At 74.1% G+C, this 22,221-nt stretch carries 19 protein-coding genes; 13 read left to right on the top strand and 6 right to left on the bottom strand.

The features are described from left to right. Nucleotides 1-81: 81 nt before the first annotated feature. Nucleotides 82-522, top strand: coding sequence for an STAS domain-containing protein (locus tag ACFXGN_RS19510; protein WP_384860539.1), 441 nt, complete (start codon nucleotides 82-84; stop codon nucleotides 520-522). On the opposite strand, the gene ACFXGN_RS19505 is transcribed toward ACFXGN_RS19510, so the two are convergent. Continuing rightward, on the bottom strand, nucleotides 494-2,008 hold the full coding sequence (locus ACFXGN_RS19505) for a class I adenylate-forming enzyme family protein (protein ID WP_384860536.1): 1,515 nt from the start codon (nucleotides 2,006-2,008) through the stop codon (nucleotides 494-496). The two genes, ACFXGN_RS19510 and ACFXGN_RS19505, sit on opposite strands and share 29 nt — an antisense overlap. Nucleotides 2,009-2,156: 148 nt before the next feature. Here ACFXGN_RS19505 and ACFXGN_RS19500 point away from each other — a divergent pair, with 148 nt between their 5' ends. From ACFXGN_RS19500 to ACFXGN_RS19485, 4 genes are all read left to right on the top strand, one after another. Continuing rightward, complete coding sequence (locus ACFXGN_RS19500; protein WP_384860534.1) at nucleotides 2,157-3,347, top strand: amidohydrolase family protein; 1,191 nt, start codon at nucleotides 2,157-2,159, stop codon at nucleotides 3,345-3,347. After that, complete coding sequence (locus ACFXGN_RS19495) at nucleotides 3,347-4,483, top strand: acyl-CoA dehydrogenase (RefSeq protein ID WP_384860531.1); 1,137 nt, start codon at nucleotides 3,347-3,349, stop codon at nucleotides 4,481-4,483. The genes ACFXGN_RS19500 and ACFXGN_RS19495 overlap by 1 nt, the downstream gene beginning before the upstream one ends. Before the next feature lie 6 nt (nucleotides 4,484-4,489). Continuing rightward, entirely contained in the window at nucleotides 4,490-5,353 is an 864-nt protein-coding gene (locus tag ACFXGN_RS19490) for an acyl-CoA dehydrogenase family protein (protein WP_384860529.1), read from the top strand. Between the two features lie 438 nt (nucleotides 5,354-5,791). Next, entirely contained in the window at nucleotides 5,792-6,235 is a 444-nt protein-coding gene (locus ACFXGN_RS19485; RefSeq protein ID WP_384860526.1) for an ATP-binding protein, read from the top strand. A gap of 343 nt (nucleotides 6,236-6,578) precedes the next feature. On the opposite strand, the gene ACFXGN_RS19480 is transcribed toward ACFXGN_RS19485, so the two are convergent. Continuing rightward, nucleotides 6,579-7,505 carry a cyclase family protein gene (locus ACFXGN_RS19480; protein ID WP_384860523.1) on the bottom strand — a complete coding sequence of 309 codons (927 nt, stop codon included), beginning with the start codon at nucleotides 7,503-7,505 and terminating at the stop codon, nucleotides 6,579-6,581. 103 nt (nucleotides 7,506-7,608) lie between these two features. Between ACFXGN_RS19480 and ACFXGN_RS19475 the strand changes: the two genes are divergently transcribed. From ACFXGN_RS19475 to ACFXGN_RS19460, 4 genes are all read left to right on the top strand, one after another. After that, the gene (locus tag ACFXGN_RS19475) at nucleotides 7,609-8,589 is read left to right on the top strand and encodes an SDR family oxidoreductase (protein ID WP_384860521.1); all 981 of its coding nucleotides are present in this window, start codon (nucleotides 7,609-7,611) and stop codon (nucleotides 8,587-8,589) included. Continuing rightward, the gene (locus ACFXGN_RS19470; RefSeq protein WP_384860518.1) at nucleotides 8,586-9,641 is read left to right on the top strand and encodes a Zn-dependent alcohol dehydrogenase; all 1,056 of its coding nucleotides are present in this window, start codon (nucleotides 8,586-8,588) and stop codon (nucleotides 9,639-9,641) included. Before ACFXGN_RS19475 ends, ACFXGN_RS19470 begins: the two co-directional genes overlap by 4 nt. 350 nt (nucleotides 9,642-9,991) lie before the next feature. Beyond that, nucleotides 9,992-11,203: an MFS transporter gene (locus ACFXGN_RS19465; RefSeq protein WP_384860516.1), complete on the top strand. Its 1,212-nt coding sequence runs from the start codon at nucleotides 9,992-9,994 to the stop codon at nucleotides 11,201-11,203. Between the two features lie 77 nt (nucleotides 11,204-11,280). Continuing rightward, complete coding sequence (locus tag ACFXGN_RS19460; protein ID WP_384860514.1) at nucleotides 11,281-12,453, top strand: glycosyltransferase; 1,173 nt, start codon at nucleotides 11,281-11,283, stop codon at nucleotides 12,451-12,453. A 171-nt stretch (nucleotides 12,454-12,624) separates the two neighbouring features. Here ACFXGN_RS19460 and ACFXGN_RS19455 read toward each other — a convergent pair whose 3' ends face one another. Further along, nucleotides 12,625-13,608 carry a GlxA family transcriptional regulator gene (locus ACFXGN_RS19455; RefSeq protein WP_384860512.1) on the bottom strand — a complete coding sequence of 328 codons (984 nt, stop codon included), beginning with the start codon at nucleotides 13,606-13,608 and terminating at the stop codon, nucleotides 12,625-12,627. Nucleotides 13,609-13,665: 57 nt separating this feature from the next. On the opposite strand from ACFXGN_RS19455, the gene ACFXGN_RS19450 reads away from it, so the two are divergent. The 4 genes from ACFXGN_RS19450 to ACFXGN_RS19435 all read left to right on the top strand — a co-directional run bounded on the left by ACFXGN_RS19450 (nucleotide 13,666) and on the right by ACFXGN_RS19435 (nucleotide 18,038). Beyond that, entirely contained in the window at nucleotides 13,666-14,919 is a 1,254-nt protein-coding gene (locus tag ACFXGN_RS19450; protein WP_384860509.1) for an MFS transporter, read from the top strand. 171 nt (nucleotides 14,920-15,090) lie between these two features. After that, nucleotides 15,091-16,398, top strand: coding sequence for an MFS transporter (locus tag ACFXGN_RS19445; protein WP_384860508.1), 1,308 nt, complete (start codon nucleotides 15,091-15,093; stop codon nucleotides 16,396-16,398). 22 nt (nucleotides 16,399-16,420) lie between these two features. Further along, nucleotides 16,421-16,927, top strand: coding sequence for a hypothetical protein (locus tag ACFXGN_RS19440; protein ID WP_384860505.1), 507 nt, complete (start codon nucleotides 16,421-16,423; stop codon nucleotides 16,925-16,927). A 97-nt stretch (nucleotides 16,928-17,024) separates the two neighbouring features. Next, a complete protein-coding gene (locus ACFXGN_RS19435) occupies nucleotides 17,025-18,038 on the top strand; it encodes an aminoglycoside phosphotransferase family protein (protein ID WP_384860502.1) in 1,014 nt (337 codons plus the stop codon). Between the two features lie 157 nt (nucleotides 18,039-18,195). On the opposite strand, the gene ACFXGN_RS19430 is transcribed toward ACFXGN_RS19435, so the two are convergent. The 3 genes from ACFXGN_RS19430 to ACFXGN_RS19420 form a co-directional block, all read right to left on the bottom strand. Further along, nucleotides 18,196-18,786 carry a flavin reductase family protein gene (locus ACFXGN_RS19430; RefSeq protein ID WP_384860939.1) on the bottom strand — a complete coding sequence of 197 codons (591 nt, stop codon included), beginning with the start codon at nucleotides 18,784-18,786 and terminating at the stop codon, nucleotides 18,196-18,198. A gap of 208 nt (nucleotides 18,787-18,994) precedes the next feature. Further along, entirely contained in the window at nucleotides 18,995-19,783 is a 789-nt protein-coding gene (locus tag ACFXGN_RS19425; protein ID WP_384860500.1) for an enoyl-CoA hydratase/isomerase family protein, read from the bottom strand. Then, nucleotides 19,780-22,017: an acetate--CoA ligase family protein gene (locus ACFXGN_RS19420; RefSeq protein WP_384860497.1), complete on the bottom strand. Its 2,238-nt coding sequence runs from the start codon at nucleotides 22,015-22,017 to the stop codon at nucleotides 19,780-19,782. The genes ACFXGN_RS19425 and ACFXGN_RS19420 overlap by 4 nt, the downstream gene beginning before the upstream one ends. Nucleotides 22,018-22,221: the final 204 nt, after the last annotated feature.

Genomic DNA, 22,221 nt, shown 5'->3' with positions numbered 1-22,221 from the left:
TTGACGCGGGCGCGGGTGGTAAGGGAGGCGGTACGGCCGGTCCGGGGGTTTCGTCCGTTCTCGTCGGGGCAGGCGGGGGGCGTGACGACGATCGAGGTCGACGAGGACGAGTACGGCGCCTGGACGGTGTTCCGGGTGCGCGGGGAGCTGGACCTGATCACTTCCCCCCGGATACGCCGCCGGGTCCACGACGCCGTCGCGGGCGGCCGGCACGATCTGGTGGTCGATCTGTCCGGGGTGCGGTTCTGCGACTCCAGCGGGGTCGGCGTGCTGATCGCGGCCCGCAGACTGCTGCGGTCCTGCGGCGGGCGGCTCCGGCTGATCCTGCCGGAGGACCGGGAGGGCCACGTCGGCAAGGTGCTGGCCACCCTGGGCGTCCGCCGCCTCTTCGAGGTCCACGGGAGCGTGGCCGAGGCGCTGGCGGCGACGGGCCCCGGCACCCGCGCGGGCGCGGGCCGGGTGCCCCTCTCGCGCGGGCCCCTGGCCCGGGGCGTCAGCGTGGCGCGCCGAACCGCTCCCTGAGCCGGTACTTGAGGACCTTCCGCAGGGTCTCGTTGCGGGGGAGCGCGTCCACCACCTCCAGTTGTTCGGGCAGCTTGTGCGGGGCGAGACCCGTCCCGCGCAGGAAGGCGGTCACCGCCGGGAGGTCCAGCGGGGCGGCGCCGGGAGGCTGTTCGACGACGGCGCAGACGCGTTCCCCGCGCTCGGGGTCGGGCAGCCCTATGACGGCGGCGTCGCCGACGCCGGGGTGCTCGTGGAGGAGGTCCTCGATCTCCTTGGCGGAGATGTTCTCGCCCTTGCGGATGATGATGTCCTTGAGGCGCCCGGTGAGGACGAGGTGGCCGCTCGGGGTGAGGTGCCCGAGGTCCCCGGTGACGAGGAAGCCGTCCGCGTCGAAGGCGGCGGCCGTCTGCGCCGGGTCGAGATAGCCCGCGCAGACGGCCTCGCCGCGCAGCAGGACCTCGCCCGAGCCGCTGATCCGGATCTCCATCCCGGCGGGCGGGCGGCCCTCGGTGGTGGCGAGGTTCTCGGTGGTGTCGTCCGGGTCGCCCATGGTGATCATGGGGACCTCCGTCATGCCGTAGCCGTGGGTGAGCTGGCAGCCCAGTTCCGCGCGGACGGCGTGGTAGATCTCCGGGGGCTTCGGGGCGCCGCCGCCCGCGAGGAGCCGGAGGGTGGGAATGACCGGCTCGTCGGGCCGCTTGCGCTGCTCGGCGAGGAACATCGCGTAGAAGGCGGTGGAGCCGCCCGCCACGGTGACGCCGTGCCGCCGGTACTCGTCGAGGGCCCCGGGCAGCGCGAACTGCTCGAACATGACGGCGGGGAAGCCGTAGAGCAGCAGCATCACCGTGTAGTCGGGCCCGGCGATGTGCGCGTACGGGAACGCCATCGAGCCGACGTCGGCGTCGGTGAGCCGCAGCGCGTGGGCGAGGCAGGAGCCGCCCGCGAGCAGGGAGCGGTCGGTGTGCAGCACGCCCTTGGGGTCCGAGGTCGTGCCGGAGGTCCAGTAGATCCAGCGGACGTCGGTGCCGGAGTCGGGCGGCGGGGGCAGCACCGCCGGGTCGCCGTCGGGCAGGGTGCCGGGGCCGTACGCCTCGAAGATCCCGCGCGCGCCGAGCCGCCGGGCCATCTCCGTGTGGTCGAAGCCGCGCCAGACGCCGGGCACGGCGAAGAACTCGGCCCCCGAGGCGCGCAGCGCGAAGCCGGTCTCCTTGTCCCGGTAGAAGGGGATGACCGGGCTCTGTACGGCTCCGACGCGGGCGAGCGCGAAGGACAGCACGGCGGTCTCGATCCGGGTGGGCAGCTGCCAGGCGACGACCGTGCCGGGCCGCACCCCCATGCCGTACAGACCGGCGGCGCACCGCTCGGCCCGGTCGCGCAGCCCGGCGAAGGTGAGGGTCCGGTCGCCCTGGAGGAGGACGGGCCGGCCGGGGGTGAGGGCGGCGCGGCGCTCGACGAGTTCCCAGAGCGTGCGGCACCCGCTCAGGGCGTGTGCGGTGGCGTTCATGCCCGTACCCCCTCGTGGCTGACGGAGTGTCAGATCGTGCGGAGAGCGTAGAGGTCCGGTCCTTGTCGGTCCAGGGGTGCGGGGCTAGCCTGATGTCCAGCCGATATCTGACGGGTCATCAGAAAAGCCTTCGGGAAGAGGACGGGCCATGACGGAACTGCCCCGCATCATCAGCGTCGACGACCATGTGATCGAGCCCGCCCACCTCTTCGACACCTGGCTGCCGAAGAAGTACCGCGACCGGGGCCCCCGCCCGTTCACCGCCGGGATCGGCGAGCTGGCGTACGTCGGCGGGAAGTACCGGATCACCATGGACCCCGCAGGACCGCCCACCGACTGGTGGATCTACGAGGACCTCAAGTTCCCTTACAAGCGGAACATCGCCGCCGTCGGCTTCGACCGCGACGACATGACCCTGGAGGGCATCACCCGCGAGGAGATGCGCCGGGGCTGCTGGGACCCGGCCGCCCGGCTGAAGGACATGGACCTCAACCACGTCGAGGCCTCCCTCTGCTTCCCCACCTTCCCGCGCTTCTGCGGACAGACCTTCGCCGAGGCCCACGACAAGGAGGTCGCCCTCGCCTGCGTCCGCGCCTACAACGACTGGATGGTCGAGGAGTGGTGCGGCGACAGCGGCGGACGCCTCGTCCCGCTCTGCATCATCCCCCTCTGGGACATCGGCCTCGCCGTCGCCGAGATCCGGCGCAACGCCGCCCGGGGCGTCAAGGCCGTCACCTTCTCCGAGATCCCCACCCACCTCGGACTGCCGTCGATCCACTCCGGCTACTGGGACCCCTTCTTCGCCGTCTGCCAGGAGACCGGCACCGTCGTCAACATGCACATCGGCTCCAGCAGCCAGATGCCCGCCGCCTCCCCCGACGCCCCGCCCGCCGTCCAGGCCTCCCTCAGCTTCAACAACGCCATGGCCTCGATGATGGACTTCCTCTTCAGCGGCGTCCTGGTCAAGTTTCCCCGGCTCAAGCTCGCCTACAGCGAGGGCCAGATGGGCTGGATCCCGTACGCCCTCGAACGCGCCGACGACGTGTGGGCGGAGCACCGCGCCTGGGGCGGGGTCCGCGACCTGGTCCCCGAACCCCCCTCCACGTACTACTACCGGCAGATCTTCTGCTGCTTCTTCCGCGACAAGCACGGCATCGCCTCGCTCGACGTCGTCGGCCGCGACAACGCCACCTTCGAGACCGACTACCCGCACGTCGACTCGACCTTCCCGCACACCAAGGAGGTCGCCCTCGACCACGTCCGGGGCCTCGACGACGAGACCGTCTACAAACTCATGCGCGGCAACGCCATCCGTATGCTCGACCTCGGCATCGTCTGATGGACCTCGGCAGCACCGACGAGGAGGAGGAGTTCCGGGCCCGCCTCAGGGAATGGCTCGCCACCGCCCTGCCCGCCCTCCCCCCGCGCCCCGACCCGCTGGACTGGCCCGCCCGCCGCGCCTACGACTGCGGCTGGCAGCGCGGGCTGTACGACGCGGGCTGGGCCGACGTCCACTGGGACGCCTCCCCGACCCAGCGCCTGATCTTCCTGGAGGAGACCGAACGCGCCGGAGCCCCCTACGTCGGCGCCAACTTCGTCGGACTCCTCCACGCGGGCCCCACCGTCGCCGCCGAGGGCACCCCCGCGCAGCGCGCCCGCTGGCTCCCCCCGATCCTGCGCGGCGACGAGGTCTGGTGCCAGGGCTTCAGCGAACCCGGCGCGGGCTCCGACCTCGCCGCCCTGCGCACCCGGGCCGTCCGCGACGGCGACGACTACGTCGTCACCGGCCAGAAGATCTGGACCTCCCACGCCGAGGTCGCCGACTGGTGCGAACTCCTCGTCCGCACCGACCCGGCGGCCCGCTCCAAGCACCGGGGCATCAGCTGGCTCGCGATGCCCATGGACGCCCCCGGCGTCACCGTGCGCCCCCTGCGCACCCTCGCGGGCTCCACCGAGTTCGCCGAGGTCTTCCTCGACGAGGTGCGCGTCCCCGTCGAGAACCGCGTCGGCGAGGAGAACGACGGCTGGCGCGTCACCATGGTCACCCTCTCCTTCGAACGCGGCACCGCCTTCGTCGGCGAGGTCGTCGCCTGCCGCCGCCTCCTCGGCGAACTCGCCCGTACCGCCAGGAAGAACGGCACCTGGGACGATCCCGTCCTGCGCCGCCGCCTCGGCAGGCTCTCCGCCGAGTTCCTGGCCCTCTGGCGGCTCACCCAGGCCAACGTCAGCGAGGCCCACGCGACCGGCGGGGTGCCGGGCGCGGGCGGCTCCGTCTTCAAACTGCACTACTCGCACGCCCGCCAGGAGCTGTACGACACCGCCGCCGACGTCCTCGGCCCCGACGCGCTCGACCTCGGCCGCGACTGGACCCTGGACCGGCTGTCCTCGCTCTCGTACACGATCGCCGCGGGCACCTCCCAGATCCAGCGCGACATCGTCGCCGAGCGCGTCCTCGGCCTCCCGAAGGGCCGGTGACCCGCCGTGGACTTCCGACTCACCGACGACCAGCGGGCCCTGCGCCGGGGCGTGCGGGACCTCCTCGAAGGCCGCTTCGGGCGGACCGGACTGCGGGCCGCCGCCGACTCCGGCGGCACCCTGGACCGCGCGCTCTGGCGGGAGCTCGGCGCGGCCGGGTTCTTCGCGCTCCGGCTCCCCGAGGCGGACGGCGGCGTGGGCCTGGGCCTCCCCGAGGCGGTCCTCGTCTTCGAGGAGGCGGGCCGGGCCCTGCTGCCCGGCCCGCTGGCCGCCACCCACGCGGCGGCCGGGACCGTGCCGGGAGCGGCGGACGGCTCCGTCGTCGTCACCTCCGTCGGAGAGGGCCTGGTCGCCTGGCTGGACGAGGCCGACGTGGTCGTCGGCGACGCCTCGGGCGCCGTCCCGATCCGCTCCCTCGACCCGCTGACCCCGCTGCACCGGGTGCCCGGCGCGCAGGACGCGGGCGGGCCGGTCGAGATCCTGCTCACCGCCGCCGAACAGGTCGGCGGCGCGGCGGCCACCACCGACATGGCCGTGGCCCACGCCAAGCGACGGGAACAGTTCGGACAGGTGATCGGCGGGTTCCAGGCCGTCAAGCACCTGTGCGCCGGGATGCTGGTCCGCGCCGAACTCGCCCGCGCCGCCGTCCGCGCCGCCTCGCTCACCGCCGACCCGGTCGAGATCGCCGGGGCGAAACTGCTCGCCGACACGGCCGCCGCCGCCAACGCCCGGGACTGCCTCCAGGTCTTCGGCGGCATGGGCTTCACCTGGGAGGCGGACGTCCATCTGCATCTGAAACGGGCCTGGGTGCGGGCCGGGCTGCGGCTGCCCGCCGCACGGGCGGAGGAGGTGCTCGCCGCCGCGCTGTGACCGGACGGAACGGCCGGGACGGACGGGGCGGCGCCCGTCCGGGGCGGTGGCCGGTGGCCGGTGCCGCAGGGTGACCGGGGGAGTCGCGCTCCGCTTCCGCCGGATCACCGAACGTCGATACCGTGTCGTGTCCTCGGGCGGGGCCGTCACGGCCCGGAGTCGGCCCCCGCCTCCGGTACCCTCCGTGGGATGCGAGTGCACGTCGGCCCGGATCGTCCCGGCGCCGCCCCCGGGGCGGCCCCGCGACGGGGAACGCCCGCTTCTCGCGCCCGGCGTTCGACTCCCCGCGACGTGCGTCGCACAGTATGGAGCACACGTACTCCTTCGCGCTGGAATATGCCCGAAGCGCTTGTTGCGGTGACTGTACGTCAACCATGCTGTCCCACAAGGGAATCACGTTCCGTGAAGGTGTGTCCGCCGGTTCGGATGGTGTGAGCGGTGCAGGTGCTTCAGGTTCAGTTGGAGGTCGGGGCCGACCCGGCCGAGGTGGGGCGGGCCAGGAGGTGGGCCCGCTCGCGGCTCGCGGGCTCGGGCATAGGGGACGACGAGCCGCTGGCCGAGACGCTGGTCCTGCTCATCTCCGAACTCGTCACCAACGCCGTGGTGCACACCGGCTGCCCGGCCGTGCTCCGGATGCTGTTCGGGGCCGAGGGCGGGGTGCGGGTCGAGGTCGCCGACCGCAGCGACCGTCCGCCACGGCCCCGGCACGCGCAGGGCGAGGACACCAACGGGCGCGGCCTGGAGCTGGTGGACGGTCTCGCCGACCGGTGGGGCTGGGAGCCCGAGGGGCGCGGCAAGAACATCTGGTGCGAGGTGGACCGGGCTCCGGTGGGCCCCGGGTGCGGGCCCGGCGCGATGTCCCCCGGACGAGTGCGCTGTTGACGTTTCATGGCGTTTTGCCCACTCTGGGGTGAGCGATTCGTGGCGAGGGGAGCCGAGGGCCGTGCGGTCCGGCGTGTGTCCGGGCGGGCCCTCGACAGGTGCGGGTCGCGACCGGGTGGCGGCGTCCGTGCCGTGCTCGGGGCGCGCGCGAGCGCGCCGCCACCCGCGAGGACCGTGAGGGGTCGCAGGATCGTGGGGGGTCAGGGGGCCCCGGGGGGCCACGGGGTCCTGAGGGGCCGCAGGGCCCTGGAGGTCACAGAGCCGTGGCGGGTCACAGAGGCCCGGAGGGTCGCAGAGCCGTGGCGGGTCACAGAGGCCCGGAGAGTCACAGAGGCGTGGCGGGTCACAGGACCGCCACCGGTGCCACCGGAGCGCCGGTCCCGCCGGTGAAGGGCTCCGGCGTCGCGGAGAGCAGGAAGGAGTGGCGCCGCTCCTGTGCACAGGCTGTGGACAGTTCCTCCAGGTTCCAGTTCTGCCCCTGGAGCATCCCCATCTCGACCAGGTCGAGGGCGTGCACCGGCATCCACAGGTCCTCGATCTCCGGCGGGAAGATCTCGAAGGTGAGGGTGTCGTCGGCGACGGCGGCCACGTCCCGCGCGTGGAACCACTCCGGGGTGCGGATCGAGAGCCCGGGGGACGGGAAGGCGTACCCGTGCCGGTCCCCGGCCAGGTACAGCCGCATCTGACCCGTCCGTACGAGCACCACGTCACCGGCGCGTACGGTCACCCCGCCGAAGTCGGCCGCCTCGTCCAGGTCCTCCGGGGTGACGGCGTGGTCGCCGGGCAGCCGGTCCACGCCCTTGGCGGCGGCCACGTCCAGCAGGACCCCGCGCGAGACCAGGTGCCGGGCGGTGTGGATGCCGCTGTACGCGGACCGGCCGTGCGGGGTGACCGAGTCGGCGGGGCGTCCGTTGTAGAGGCGGCCCGAGTGCGAGGCGTGGGTCAGGGCGTCCCAGTGGGTGCCCGCCTGGAGGCCCAGGGTCGCGGTGTCGTCGCTGGTGGCGACCGTGCCGGGGCCGAACAGCTCCTGGTTGATCTGGACCATGGAGTGGAGCGGGTTCACCCGCCCGGGGATCATCCCGGTCTGCACGCCGTCCTGCCTCAGTTCGACGGCGAGCGGGACCCGCAGTCCGCTCCTGACACCGGCGGCGGCCTCCCGTACCACCTCGTCGGTGATCAGGTTGAGGGTGCCGATCTCGTCGTCCCGGCCCCAGCGACCCCAGTTGTTGACGCGCGCGGCGATCTCGTGGAATGCGGCGGGCAGCGACATCGGGGGCCTCCGGGGTCTTGTTATCCGGTATCTGACGGGTCGTAGAATCCGGTTCGACGAATGAATCTAACGGACCGTCAGAAACTGCGGGAAGGGGCCGGGCATGGGGAACTTCTTGGCTGGCAAGGTCGTCGCCGTGACGGGCGCGGGGCGGGGCATCGGCCGTGCCGTCGCCCTCGCGTGCGCGGCGGAGGGCGCGAAGGTCGTCGTCAACGACTACGGGGTGTCCATCGAGGGCGGGGAGCCGACGTCCGAGGTCGCCCTCGGGGTGGTGAAGGAGATCGAGGCGGCGGGCGGCACGGCCGTCGCGGTCGCCGACGACATCGCGACGATGGCGGGCGGGCAGCGGCTCGTGGACGTGGCCCTCGCCGAGTACGGGCGGGTCGACGGGGTCGTGTGCGTGGCGGGCATCCTGCGCGAGCGGATGCTGTTCAACATGTCCGAGGAGGAGTGGGACCCGGTCGTGGCGACCCACCTCAAGGGCACGTTCACCGTCTTCCGGGCGGCCTCGGCGGTGATGCGCAAGCAGGGCGGCGGCACCCTGATCGGCTTCACCAGCGGCAACCACCAGGGCTCCGTGGCCCAGGCCAACTACTCGGCGGCCAAGGGCGGGATCATCTCGCTCGTCCGGTCGGCGGCGCTCGGCCTCCACAAGTACGGGGTCACCGCCAACGCGGTCGCACCGGTCGCGCGGACCCGGATGTCGGCCAATGTGCCGATGGAGCTGAAGGAGATCGGGGAGCCGGAGGACGTGGCCGCGCTCGTCGTCTATCTCCTCTCCGACCGGGCCAGGGAGGAGCGGATCACCGGGCAGGTCTACACGATCGCGGGCCCCAAGATCGCGGTCTGGGCCCAGCCGCGCGAACTGCGCGCCGGGTACGCGGAGGGCGGCTGGACCCCGGAGCGCATCGCCGACTTCCTGCCGGGCACGGTGGGCGTCGACCCGATGCCGATGCTGGCCCGCCTTGAGGAGATGGCGAGGGCGGCGGCGGAGGGGGCCCGTCCGAACGCGGGCGGGGGCTCGGGTGCGGCGGGTGCGTCCGGCGTATCCGGTGCTTCCGGTGAGGCGGGTGCGTCGTCATGAGGGGTGTGGTCTTCGACGGGAAGCGGATCGAGGTCGTCGACGATCTGGAGGTCCGGGACCCCGGGCCCGGTGAGGTGCTGGTCCGGGTGGCCGCCGCCGGACTGTGCCACAGCGACCTCGCGGTGGTCGACGGGACGATCCCGTTCCCGGTGCCCGTGGTGCTCGGGCACGAGGGCGCGGGGGTCGTCGAGGCGGTGGGGCCCGGGGTCGTCCACGTCGTCCCCGGCGACCACGTGGCCCTGTCCACGCTCGCGAACTGCGGCGCCTGCGCGGACTGCGACCGGGGACGGCCCACGATGTGCCGGAAGGCCATCGGGCGGCCGGGACGCCCGTTCTCGCGGACCGGCGACGGCGCGCCGCTGTACCAGTTCGCGTCGAACTCGTCGTTCGCCGAGCGGACCGTCGTCAAGGCGGTCCAGGCGGTGCGGATCCCGGAGGACATCCCGCTGACCTCGGCCGCGCTGATGGGCTGCGGGGTGCTGACCGGGGTCGGGGCGGTGCTGAACCGGGCGAGGGTCGGCCGGGGCGAGACCGTGGTCGTCATCGGCACCGGGGGCATCGGCCTGAACGTCCTCCAGGGGGCCCGGATCGCGGGTGCCCTGACGATCGTGGCCGTGGACACCAACCCGGCGAAGGAGGAGGTGGCACGGCGGTTCGGCGCGACCCACTTCCTGTCCTCGGCGGACGGGGTGCGGGAGATCCTGCCGACCGGCGCCGACCACGTCTTCGAGTGCGTGGGGCACACCGGGCTGGTCCGCACGGCCGTGGACCTGCTCGACCGGCACGGGCAGGCGGTCCTCCTCGGCATGACGGGCCCGAAGGCGGAGGCGACGTTCCTGCCCGCCGCGATGTTCCTGGACAAGTCGATCCTGGGCTGCCGTTACGGCTCCTCCCGCCCCCAGCGGGACATCGCCCTGTACGCGGAGCTGTACCGCACGGGCACCCTCCTGCTCGACGAACTCGTCACCGCCACGTACCCGGTGGAGGACTTCGCCCGAGCGGTGGAGGACGCGGAGGCGGGGAAGGTGGCCCGGGGGGTCCTGACCTTCTGACCAGGGGAGGTTGGGCGGCCGGGCGGTTGGGTGGCCGGACCATGGGTGGCCGGGCGTTGGGCCGCCGGGCGCCGGGCGACGAGCGGTTGGGCCACGGGCCGCCGGGCGTCGGGGGGCCGGACCACGGGCCGCCAGGCGTCGGGCGGCCGGGCGTCGGGCGACGGGCGACGAGCGGTTGGGCCACGGGCCGCCAGGCGACGGACGGCCGAGCCACGGGCCACGGGCCGCTCGGCCGTCGGCCGGTCCGGTCCGGTCAGGGCGCGGGGCCTCCGCGCGGCCCCCTGGCCGCCCCCTGGTCGCCCCTGGCCGCCCCCTGGGCAACAGGGGCGTCTGCCCCTACGGTCCTGGGCATGTCCTACCGCGCGCTCGCCACCCGTCCCGTCCTCGTCTGGTCCGCCGTCACCGTCACCGGGCGGCTGCCCGTCGCCATGGCGCCGCTCGCGCTGGTGTTCCTGGTGCGGGAGCGGCCCGGCGGGTACGCGCTCGGGGCGGTGCTCGCCGCCGCGTACGTCCTCGGGGAGATCCTCGCCGCGCCCGTCCTCGGGATACGGATGAAGGCCGAACGGGCCCGGCCGCAGCTCGCCGCCGGGCTCGCGGCGGGCGCCGCAGGGTTCCTCGGCATCGGGTTCTGGCCCGGCGCCCACCCCGTGGTGCTCGCCGCCTTCGCGCTGCTCGCGGGCGCCGGTCCCGCCGCCGTGCCCGGCGGGATGCGGGCCCTGCTCACCCGCCTGGTCCCGGAGCGGTCCTTCACCCAGGCGATGAGCATGGAATCGGTACTGACCTTCGGCATCTGGGCCGCCGCCCCCGCCCTCGCCACCGGGCTGGCGCTCGGCGTCGATCCCGCCCTCCCGATGCTGCTCGCCGGGACGTCCATGGCCCTCTCCACCGCCGGACTGTGGCTGCTGCCGCCCGGCTGGTCCAGCGGGCCGCAGGAGAAGGGCGCGTCCGTACGGCGGGCGCTGCTCGCCGCCTGGCCCGTGTACGTCATGGGCGCGGGCGCCATGACCCTGCTCGCGCTCGCCGAGCTGACCCTGCCCGCGCTCCTCGAACAGCGCGGGATCGGGATCGGCTGGACGGGCCCGCTGCTCGCCGGGTTCTCGGTCGCCTCGGCCGTCGGCGCCTTCGTGTACGGCCTCCGGGGCGGCTGGCCCGGCAGGCTGCCGGTGCAGTCGCTGGTCCTCGTCCTGGGCGTGACCGCCGGGGTCGCCCTGGTCGCGGTCCTGCCCGGAACGGCGGCCATCGGGCTCGCCCTGGCCTGCGCCGGACTCCTGATGGCCCCCGCCAGCCTCGCCCGCAACCTGACGCTCCGACAGCTCCTGCCGCCGTCCGCGCTCGCCGCCGGGTACTCCGTCATGTACGCGGCCGTCGGCGCGGGCTACGCGGTGAGCGGCGCCCTCGCGGGCGGGCTGCTCCACGTGGTGGCCCCCTCGACGGCCATCCTCTGCGGGGTCGGCCTGACCCTGCTGCTCACCCTCGCCGGAGCACTGGGCGAACACCGCGCGGACCACCGGAAACCCGCCCCCCTGCCGGAGGAGACTCCGGCCCTGAGGGCGGACCGGTAGGACGGCGACCGGGTAGGACGGCGGACCGTCCGGCGTCCTTGGGCGTGGGCGGCTGGGCGGCCACTAGGGTGCGTGGGATGAATACTTCGTCGGTGCTCCCGCGTTCGTTCCGGCTGCTCGTGACGGGCGGGGGCACCGGCGGCCACACCTACCCGGCCTTGACGGCGATCCGTACCCTGCAGGGCCGCCTCGCGGATGCGGGCGGCACGCTGGACGTCCTGTGGATCGGGACGGCGGAGGGTCTCGAAGCGCGTGTCGCCCCGGCGGAGGGCATCGCGTTCAGGACGGTGGCCACCGGGAAGATCCGCCGCTCGTCGAATCCGCTCAAGATGCTGTCCACCGCGAACGTGAAGGACATGGCACGGGTGCCGCTCGGGGTGGCTCAGGCCCGGTCGATCGTGTCGGGCTTCCGGCCGGACGTGGTCCTGGCGACGGGCGGGTACGTCGCGGTCCCGGCCGGGCTGGCCGCGCGGCTGTGCCGCGTTCCGCTGGTCCTGCACGAGCAGACCGTCCGGCTGGGCCTGGCCAACCGGAAGCTCGCGAGTTCGGCTGCGCGGATCGCGGTGTCCTCGGAGTCCTCGCTGCCGCTGCTGCCCGCCGAGGTGCGTGAGCGCGCGGTCGTCACCGGGAACCCGGTGCGACCGGAAGTCCTGGGCGGCCACGCGGACAAGGCGGTCGAGGCGCTGGCTCTGCACGGGTTCGACCGGCGTCTGCCGACGGTCTACGTCACCGGCGGAGCCCAGGGCGCCCAGCAGATCAACGGTGTCGTCCGTGAAGTACTGCCCTGGCTGCTGGCGCACGCGAACGTGATCCACCAGTGCGGTCCGGCGAACGTGGACGAACTCCGTTCGGCCGCCGCCGGGCTGGACCCGGCCCTCGCCGGCCGCTACCACCTGACCGGGTTCCTCGGGTCGGAGCTGCCGGACGTGCTGGCGCTGTCCGACGTCGTGGTGTCCCGGAGCGGTGCCGGGACCCTGGCGGAGCTGACCGCGCTCGGCAAGCCCGCAGTGTTCGTCCCGCTCGCCACGTCGGCCGGGAACGAGCAGGCCCACAACGCCCGTCACCTGGCCGACGCGGGGGCCGCACTCGCCCTGCTCGCCGAAGTCACCGGCCCCGCTCTCCGGAGCGCGGTCGGCCCGCTCCTGACCGACCCCACCCTGCGGGCGGCGATGGCGGAACGGGCCCGGACACACGGGCGCCCGGACGCGGCGGACAGGCTCGTGGACGTGGTGCTGTCCGCCGCCGCCTGATACCGGCGGACGGCCGCCGGGTGGACCACATCGCACCACGTGTGTCCGTGACACCGCCACCAGCTTCGTGAGCGTGGCTCCGCCGCAGGCACGCCTTTCTCGTGGCTGTGGCGATCCGGTCGGCCCCGGCCCGTAGGGGCTTCTGCGGACCGTGAGGGCGGGCCGGGGCCCTCAGGCGGTCTCCGCCCCCGCGCGGAACGTGCGCCGGTACGACGTCGGGGTCACTCCGATCGCGCCCATCAGGTGGACCCGTAGGGACTGGGCCGTGCCGAAGCCCGCGTCCCTGGCCACTCGGTCGACGGGCAGTCCGGTGGTCTCCAGGAGGTGCCGGGCCCGTTCCACGCGCTGCTGGGTGAGCCACTGGCCGGGGCTGATGCCGACCTCGTCGCGGAACCGGCGGGTGAACGTCCGTACGCTCATCGCCTCCTTCTCCGCGAGGTCCCGCAGCTGGATCGGCTCGTGCAGCCGGGCCAGGGCCCAGGCCCGTGCGGCGGTCGTGGTGTGGGTGCCCGCCTGCGGCAGCGGGCGCTCGATGTACTGGGCCTGCCCGCCGTCCCGGTGCGGCGGCACGACCGTTCTGCGGGCCACGTCGTTGGCGACCGCCGTCCCGTGGTCGCGGCGCACGATGTGCAGGCACAGATCGATCCCGGCGGCCACGCCCGCCGAGGTGAGGACGTCGCCGTCGTCGACGAAGAGGACGTCCGCGTCGACCCGGACCCGGGGGAACACCCGCTGGAAGTGCGCGGCGGTCGCCCAGTGCGTGGTGGCCGGGCGGCCGTCGAGGTATCCGGCGGCGGCGAGCACGTATCCGCCGGTGCAGATGGAGACGAGCCGGGTGCCGGGCCGGATGTGGGCCAGGGCGGCGGACAGCTCCCCCGTGAGCCGCCCCTCGTCGAAGACCGGCCCCAGCTCGTAGGAGGCGGGGACGACGACGGTGTCGGCGGTGGCGAGGACCTCCGCACCGTGCTCGACGTATATGGAGAAGTCGGCGTCCGTGGGGACGGGACCGGCCGCCGGGGCGCAGGTGACGATCTCGTACAGCGGGTCCCCCGAGGCGTCCCGGGCGCGCCCGAAGATGCGGTGCGGGATGCCCAGTTCGAAGGGGAGGAGGCCCGGCAGGGCGAGGACGGCGACGCGGTGCGGTGACGGCGGCACGGGCGGTGCTCCCTCCGAAATTCAGTGGTGGTCCAGACCCATCACTGGTAGCTCTTCGTGTCCGTGACGGACAACACGTACAAGTCTGAGGCCGCCGAACGGATTCCCGTACCGGCCGGGCCGCCCGCCCTGTGGAACCGCAACTTCCGGCTCTTCTTCATCGCCCGCGCGGTCGCCGTCTTCGGCGAGGGCACCGTCCCGGTCGCCTTCGCCGCCGGGCTCCTCGGCGCCGGGCACTCCGGCGCCACCGTCGGCTACGCGCTCGGCGGCTGGACCGCCGCCTTCGCGCTCTTCGTCCTCTTCGGCGGGGTCCTCGCCGACCGGTTCACCGCCCGCCGGATGATGATCCTCGCCGATCTGCTCCGGCTGCCCGGCGCCGCCGTCCTCGCCGTCTCCTTCACCCTCGGCAGCCCGCCGCTGTGGGCGGTCTACACCCTCTCCGTCCTCATGGGCGTCGGCGCCGCCCTCTTCCAGCCGGGCGTCGCCTCCACGATCCCGCGCATAGTCCCCGACGTGCAGCGCGCCAACGCGGTGCTGCGCGTCGCCGAAGCCCTCATGACCATGGCGGGACCGGCCGCCGCCGGTCTGCTCGTCGCCCTCTGGGGCGCGGGCTCCGCCTTCGCCGTCAACGGCGCCACGTTCGCTGCCAGCGCCTTCTGCCTCGTCCTGCTGCGGATGGACCCGCTGCCCTCCGACTCGATCCGGCGCGCCTCCCTCGGGGTCGAACTCGTCGGCGGCTGGCGTGAGTTCACCGCCCGCAAGTGGCTCTGGGGGGTCATCTCCATCTGGACGGTGTACGGGCTGACCGTCGCGGGGCCCATGGTGCCGCTCACCGCGAGCCTGGTCACCGAGGACCACGGCGCGGCCACGTACGGCGTGCTCATGGCCGTCAACGGGGCGGGCAGTGCCGTCGGCGGTCTCCTCGCGCTCCGGGTCCGCCCGCGCAAGCCGCTCGCGGCGGGGGCGGTCGCCCTCCTCGGGCTCCCCGTGGGCCTCGTGCTGCTCGGGCTCGGCGCGCCCGTCGCCCTGCTCGGCGCGGGCCAGTTCATCGGCGGCGCGGCCTTCGCGTTCTGGCTGGTGATGTGGTCGACGGCGGTGCAGACGCACGTACCGCAGGAGGCGCTGAACCGGATGCACGCGTACGACGTGGCCGGTTCGCTCCTGATGATGGGCGTCGGCCGCACCCTGTCCGGCCCGGTGGCGGGGCTGGTCGGCACGGAGGCGGTCCTGCTCACGGGCGCGGGCATCGCGGTGCTCGTGGTGTGCGCGTTGCTGGTGGTCCGCCCGATCAGGACGTTGCCACGGGTGTAGGGGGGAGGGGGGGAGGGGGGAGGGGGAGTGTCCGGGGCCCGGGGCCCCGCCCCCGCCCCCTGGGCCCGATGCCCTGCGCCCATCCCCCGGTCTCCACCCCTGTCCCGATCCGTTCGAAAGCTGTCGTTCGGGCCAATGGTCCGGCGTCGGGCGGGCCGGGATGCTCGTGGCATGGCCCAGACAACCGAGACGCCCGTCCGTACGCCTGACGGACGGGCACCCCGCACCCCCCGTGTCCACCGCGCCTGGTTCGTCGCGGCGGTCACCTTCGTCACGATCATCGGGGCGGCGGCCTTCGCCTCCCTGCCGGGTCTGCTGATCGAGCCCCTGCACGCCGAGTTCGACTGGTCGCGGGGCACGATCGGCTTCGCCGTCTCGGTGAACCTCGCCCTCTACGGCCTCACCGCCCCCTTCGCCGCCGCCCTCATGGACCGCTTCGGCATCCGCCGGGTCGTCGCCGTCGCCCTGACGGTCATCGCCGTCGGATCGCTGCTCACCGTGTGGATGACGGCCGCCTGGCAGCTCGTCCTCTTCTGGGGCGTCCTCGTCGGGCTCGGCAGCGGCTCCATGGCGCTGGCCTTCGCGGCGACCGTCACCAACCGCTGGTTCACCGCCCGCCGGGGCCTGGTGACCGGCATCCTCACCGCCGCCGGGGCCTCCGGGCAGCTCGTCTTCCTGCCGCTGCTGTCCTGGCTGGTCGAGCACCACGGCTGGCGTCCCGCCGCCGTGACGGTCGCGCTCGCCGCGCTCGCCGTGGTCCCCTTCGTATGGTTGCTGCTGCGCGACCATCCGGCGGACGTCGGGCTCGCCCCGTACGGCGGGGAGTACGCGGAGAAGCCCGCGCCCGTGCCCGGCGCCGCCCGGCGCGCGGTCGGCGTGCTCCTCAAGGCGGCCCGCACCGGCCCCTTCTGGCTTCTCGCGGGCACCTTCGCGATCTGCGGGGCGTCCACGAACGGCCTGGTCAAGACGCACTTCGTGCCCGCCGCCCATGACCACGGGATGCCCGTCACGGCGGCGGCGGGACTGCTCGCGGTGATCGGTGTGTTCGACGTGGCCGGGACGATCGCCTCGGGCTGGTTCACCGACCGCTTCGAGGCGCGCAGGCTCCTCGCCGTCTACTACGCGCTGCGCGGGATCTCGCTGCTGTTCCTGCCGATGCTGCTCGCGCCGACGGTCCAGCCGCCGATGGTGTTCTTCATCGTCTTCTACGGTCTGGACTGGGTGGCGACGGTCCCGCCGACGATCGCGCTCTGCCGGGAGCACTACGGCGAGGACTCGGCGATCGTCTTCGGCTGGGTGCTCGCCTCCCACCAGGTCGGCGCGGCGGTGGTCGCGTTCGCGGGCGGGCTCGCCCGGGACGTCTTCGGCAGCTACGACGTGGTCTGGTACGCCTCGGGCGCGCTGTGCGCGGCGGCGGCGCTGATGGCGCTGGTGATCAGGCGACCCCGGGCGCAGGCGCCCGCCATCGCGGGAGCATGATGATCCGCGGGGGGTGATCGCGATGAGCGGTCCGGTCGAAGGGCGCACGCACGCCCGCATGGTGAGGGTCTCGATGCTGGCGCTGCTGCTCCAGGGGGCGCTGTTCATGGTCCTGAGGGTGGTGTTCGGCGATGCCGGGCGGCCGGCGGAGGACGGGTCGTCGCTCAGTCCGCTCCAGCTCTTCGGGCTTCCGTTCGTGACGCTGCTGGGCCTGCTGGCGGCGGTCGCGGTGTCGGCGGTGGTCGTCCTGCCCGCCGTGCTGGGCGGCGAGGGACTCGCGCGGACGGTCGGCGGGTGCCCGATCGGCTGGCAGTTGACGCTCGCGGGCGCCGCGGGCGCCCTCCTGGTCCCGTTCGCCGGATGGTGGGCCTGGCCGGTGGGCACGGCGGTCCTCGCGGTGGCGGTGGTGCTGACCCGTCCGGCCCGCCGGGGCTGGTTCGTGCGCCTGCTGTACTGGGGCACGCTCGCGGTCCTGGGCGCGCTGGCCCTCGGGGGCGTCGGCCTGAGCACGGGCGTGATCGCCGCCTGAGCCCCGGCGCTCGCCCCACCCGACCTCCGGCCCCGTGCCCGTACGCCGCGTCCTATTTCCGGTGCGTCGGCGCGGGTGCCGGTGGTGGAATCGGGCGATGAGGACGAGCGAAGAGCCGGAGACGGTGGTGGACCGGGGGCAGTTCCCGGACGCGGTGACGCCCTGGGACGACCGGGAGTGGCGGCGGGAGGCCCTCGGCTGGGCCGGGCGGGAACTCGCCGCGCACGGCAGGACCGAGACCGGGCCGCGCGAGGTGCGGGTGCGCCCGTGGTCGGTCCTGATGCGGCTGCGCACGGGGGAGGGCGAGCGGGACGCGGTCTGGCTGAAGGCGGGCGCGCCGTCCAACGCCTTCGAGGCGGGGCTCTCCTCGGCGCTCGCGGAGTGGGTGCCGCAGGACGTGATGGCGCCGCTCGCGGTGGACGCGGAGCGCGGCTGGACGCTGCTGCCGGACGGCGGGCCGCTGTTCCGGGGGGTGCTCGACGCGGGGGCGGCGGGCCCGGCGGAGTGGGCGCTGGCGGTCGGCCGGTACGCGCGGACGCAGCGGCGGCTGCTGCCGTACGCGGACCGGATGGTGGAGCTCGGGGTGCCGGGCGCCCGGACGCGGGACCTGCCGGAGGTCTTCGACGCGCTGGTCGAGGGCAATCCGCTGTTCGACGCGGCCGAGCGGGCCGCGTTGCGGGGGCGGCGGTCCCGGCTCGTCGACCTGTGCGCGGAACTCGACGCGTACGGCGTGCCCGACTCGCTGGACCACTGCGATCTGCACGACGGCCAGATCCTCGCCCCGGCACCGGGCCGCTTCACCTTCTTCGACTGGGGGGACGCCTGTGTGGCGCACCCCTTCGGCAGTCTCCTCGTCCCGGTGCGGGCGGTGGCGGAGCGGTACGGTCCCGGGGCCGTGGCCCCGCTGGTGGAGGCGTATCTGGAGCCGTGGGCGGACCTGGGCCCTTCGGCCGGGGAACTGCGCGGGGCGGCGCTCCTCGCGGTGCGGCTGGCGGCGCTGGGCCGCGCGGGCTCCTGGTTCCGCGTCTTCCCCGGCACCCCGCTCGCCGACAGCCGTGAGGCGAGCGCCCACTGGGTGCGGGAACTGTTCGCGGCGGAGGACGCCTGGTGACGGCGGCGGTGCCGGTGCCGGTGGTGACAGCGGCGGGGCCGGTGACGGTGGCGGGGCCGGGGCGGTGACGGTGTGAGCCGCCGCAATCCGGCGGATCGCCCGTACCGCCCCACGGGTGTGCCCGCCCGGTGGGAGTGCCGTACCGCCCCGGGCCGTCTCAGCCGTCGAGGCGGCTGAACCGGCCGAACCGCCCCCGGTGGAAGAGCAGGGGCTCTCCGTCCTCGGCCGCGTCGAGGGCCTCCACCCGGCCGACCACGATCAGGTGGTCGCCGCCGGTGTGGACGGCGGTGATCGCGCAGTCGATCCAGGCGGGCGCGCCGGTCAGGCGGGGGGCGCCGGTCGCCGGGGCGGGGGTCCAGTCGACGCCCGCGAACTTGTCGGCGCCGCTGACGGCGAAGGACCGGCACAGTCCGTCCTGTCCGGCGCCGAGCACATTGACGCAGAAGGAGCCCGCGGCGGCGATCCGGGGCCAGGTCGTGGACGTACGGGCGACCATGAAGGCGACCAGCGGCGGGTCGAGGGAGAGGGAGGCGAAGGACTGGCAGGCGAATCCGGCCGGTCCTTCCGGGGCGAGGGCGGTCACGACGGTGACGCCGCTCGCGAAGTGGCCCAGGACGCGGCGGAACTCCGCCGGGTCGAGGGGCGGTCGCTCGTCGTCCCGTACCGCGCGCAGCACGGGCCGGGGCAGTGGTTCCACGGCCGTGGGCGAACCGGCCGCTCTCAGGTGTCGGACGGCGCTGGCCGCCATCCCCGCGTGTCCCATCACACCGTCCATTGAAACTGACGACTCGTCAGATGGGAAGCCCCCGGGGCTTCGCGTACGAGTTCCCTGAGAAGTTCCCTTGAGGGTTCCCTTGCGGGTTCCCTTACGAGGGGGACCCGCAAGGGAACCCGACCGCCCCGCCCCCCGACCGCCCCGCCCCCCGACCGCCCCGCCCCCGACCCCCGTCGCGCGACTATCTCCCCTGGTAGCGGGCCTCCCGGCGTTCCACGAAGCTCGCCACGCCCTCCTGGGCGTCGCTCGTCGTCATGGTGAGTTCCTGTGCGGTCGCCTCCGCCGCGAAGGCGGTCGCCCGGTCGGTGTCCAGGGACGCGTTCACCAGTTGTTTGGTGAGGGCGAGGGTCCGGGTCGGGCCCCGGGCGAGGCGTTCCGCCCATTCCGTGGCCGTCTTCTCCAGGTCCTCCGCCGGGACGACCCGGTTCACCAGGCCCCACTCGCGCGCGTCCGCCGCCGACAGCGCGTCCCCGAAGAACATCAGTTCCTTGGCCCGCTGCGGCCCGATCAGCCGGGGCAGCAGATACGCCCCGCCGCCGTCCGGGACCAGGCCCCGCCGGACGAACACCTCGATGAAGCGGGCGGATTCGGCGGCCAGGACCAGATCGCAGGCGAACGCCAGGTGCGCGCCGATCCCCGCCGCCGTCCCGTTCACCGCCGCGATCACCGGCTTCTCGCAGTCCAGTACGGCTCCGATGAACCGCTGGGCCCCGCGCCGGATGGTCCGGGTGACGTCCCCCGCGGTCCGGCCGCCGGTCGCGGGGGCGCCGCGCAGATCGGCGCCCGCGCAGAAGCCGCGTCCGGTGGCGGTGATCACCACGGCCCGTACGGCGGGGTCGGCGGAGGCCGCTTCGAGCAGGGTGATGATCCGTTCCCGCTGGTCCCAGGTGACCGCGTTCATCGCCTCGGGGCGGTTGAGGGTGATCCGGGAGACGCCGTTCCCGACGGTGTGCAGCAGGTCCTCGGTCATGCCAGGGGCTCCTGTCGGCAGACGGCGAGCGCGTCCAGGGCCACCGCGCCCTGGCCGCGCGGCAGCACCATCAGCGGGTTGATGTCGAGTTCGGTGAGGTCGCCGTCGAGTTCGAGGGCCATGCGCTGGACGCGCAGGACGACCTCGACGAGGGCGTCGACGTCGGCGGGCGGGGCGCCCCGGACGCCGTCGAGGAGGGCCCGGCCGCGCAGTTCGCCGAGCATGGAGCGGGCTTCCCGTTCCCCGAACGGCGGGACGCGTACGGCGGTGTCGTCGAGGACCTCCACCAGGACCCCGCCGAGGCCGACCGTGACGGTCGGGCCGAAGAGGTCGTCGCGGGTGACGCCGACGACCATCTCGACCCCGCGTCCGACCATCTGGCAGACGAGGATGCCGTCGAGGTCGATGGACTCGAAGCGGGCGATGTCGGTGAGTTCGCGGTAGGCGTCCCGCACCTGGCTGGCGGAGGTCAGTCCGACCTTCACCAGGCCGAGTTCCGTCTTGTGGGCGAGCTGGGCGCCGGAGGCCTTCATCACGACGGGGTAGCCGACGAGCCCGGCGGCCCGGACGGCCGCCGCCGCGCTGGTGACGAGCTGTTCGCGGGGGACCCGTATCCCGTAGGCGCGCAGGAGTTGTTTCGCGGCGTGCTCGCTGAGCCGGTGGCCGGGCCGCATGAGGGCCTGGGCCTTGCGGAAGGAGGGGGAGGAGGTGCGGGGGGCCTCGTCGAAGGGGGAGCGGTAGGCGGCGGTGAAGCGGTGGTGGTCGAGGTAGGACTTCACGGCGCCGATGCAGTTGGCGAAGGTGCGGAAGGTGGCGACGCGGGAGGAGCCGAGGAGGGTGGTGCGGTAGGCGTCCTCGGTGCCGACCGGGGAGCCCCAGACCACGCAGACGAGTTTGTCGGTGGCCTCGGCGGCGTCCACCAGGTCCTGGGCGAGCTTGTCGCTCATGGGAGGGAAGGGGCCGGTGATCGGACAGACGAGGACGCCGACGGAGGGGTCGGCGAGGATCGCGTCGATGATCTTCCGGCCGCGCCAGTCGCCGACGGGGTGGCCGCCGTTGTCGACGGGGTTGGCGACGTTCAGGTACTCCGGGATCCAGGTGTGGAGTTCGTCCTGTTTGGCTTCCGGGAGGGTGGGGAGCCGGAGTCCGGCGGTGGTGGCGAGGTCCGCGAAGTGGGCGCCGGTGCCGCCGGAGATGGAGTAGACGACGACGCCGTCGGCCTGCGGTCGGCGGGCGCGGGCGAGCAGGGCGGCGGTGTCCTGGAGCTGGTCGAGCCCGTCGACGCGGATGACGCCGTACTGGCGCATGGCGGCGTCGACGACCCGGTCGGCGCCGGTGAGCTTGCCGGTGTGGGAGGCGGCGGTGCGGGCGCCGGTCTCGGTGCGGCCGACCTTGACGGCGACGACGGGGACGCCGTTGCGGGCGGCGCGGTCGGCGGCGAGGAGGAAGGAACGGCCGTCCTTGAGCCCTTCGACGTAGCAGGCGATGGCGCCGACCTCGGGGCGTCCGGCGAAGTAGGAGAGGAAGTCGGCGGTCTCCAGGTCGGCCTCGTTGCCGGTGGGGGCCCAGTGGGAGAGGCGGACGCCGATGTCCTGGAGGGAGAAGACGGGCCGTCCCTGGTGGCCGGACTGGGTGATGAGGGCGACGGCGGGGCCTTCGAGGTCGTCGCGGAAGTGTTCGAAGGCGTTGAGGTTGGTGTTGGGGCCGAGGAGCCGGAGCCCCGAGCGGCGCACGGCGGCGGCGAGCCGTTCCTGCGCGGCGGCGCCCGCCTCGCCGGTCTCGGCGAAGCCGGAGGCGAAGGCGACGGCGAACCTGACCTTGGTGTCGGCGAGCTGCTCGACGACGGGCAGCGGGTCGGCGACGAGGAGGACGGCGAGGTCGACGGGTTCGGTGAGGGCGGCGACGGACGGGACGCAGTCGATCCCGAAGACGCTGGTACGGGTGGGGTGGACGGGCACCAGACGGGCGCCGACGCGTTCGGCCCAGGCGAGGAGCTGCCGGGTGATGCCGGTGTTGGGGCGGCCCTCGGTGTCGGAGGCGCCGACGACGGCGACGGACTCGGGCCGGAAGAAGCGGTCGAGGTCGGGTACGGGGGCGTGCAGCGGGCGTCCGCTGACGTCCAGGTCGCCGGGGGCGGCGGTGGTGCCGTGCACGGCCTCGCGGTCCGGCTCCCCGCAGGCGACCACACGGGCGCGGAGTCCGGCCGTGAAGGTGCCGTGAGTCGATCCAAGCATGTGTTCCGCCCGCCCTTCACCCATCCGTATACACCTGACGCTTAGTCAGATTACAGAACTGACAGTCTGTCAGGAATGGTTGTGCGCGGGGAAGCGTGAACGGGCGGTACGGGAGCGGTGCGGGAGCGGTGCGGGAGCGGTACGGGAGGGGGCCGGGGTCGGTCCGGGACCGGTCCGGGAGGGGGTGGCCGGGGTGGCGTCCCC

The organism is Streptomyces sp. NPDC059247 (assembly GCF_042754005.1).
In the GTDB taxonomy this organism is placed as follows: domain Bacteria; phylum Actinomycetota; class Actinomycetes; order Streptomycetales; family Streptomycetaceae; genus Streptomyces.
The sequence above is the reverse complement of the archived record's forward strand: the minus strand, read 5'-3'. Positions and strand labels throughout refer to the sequence as shown.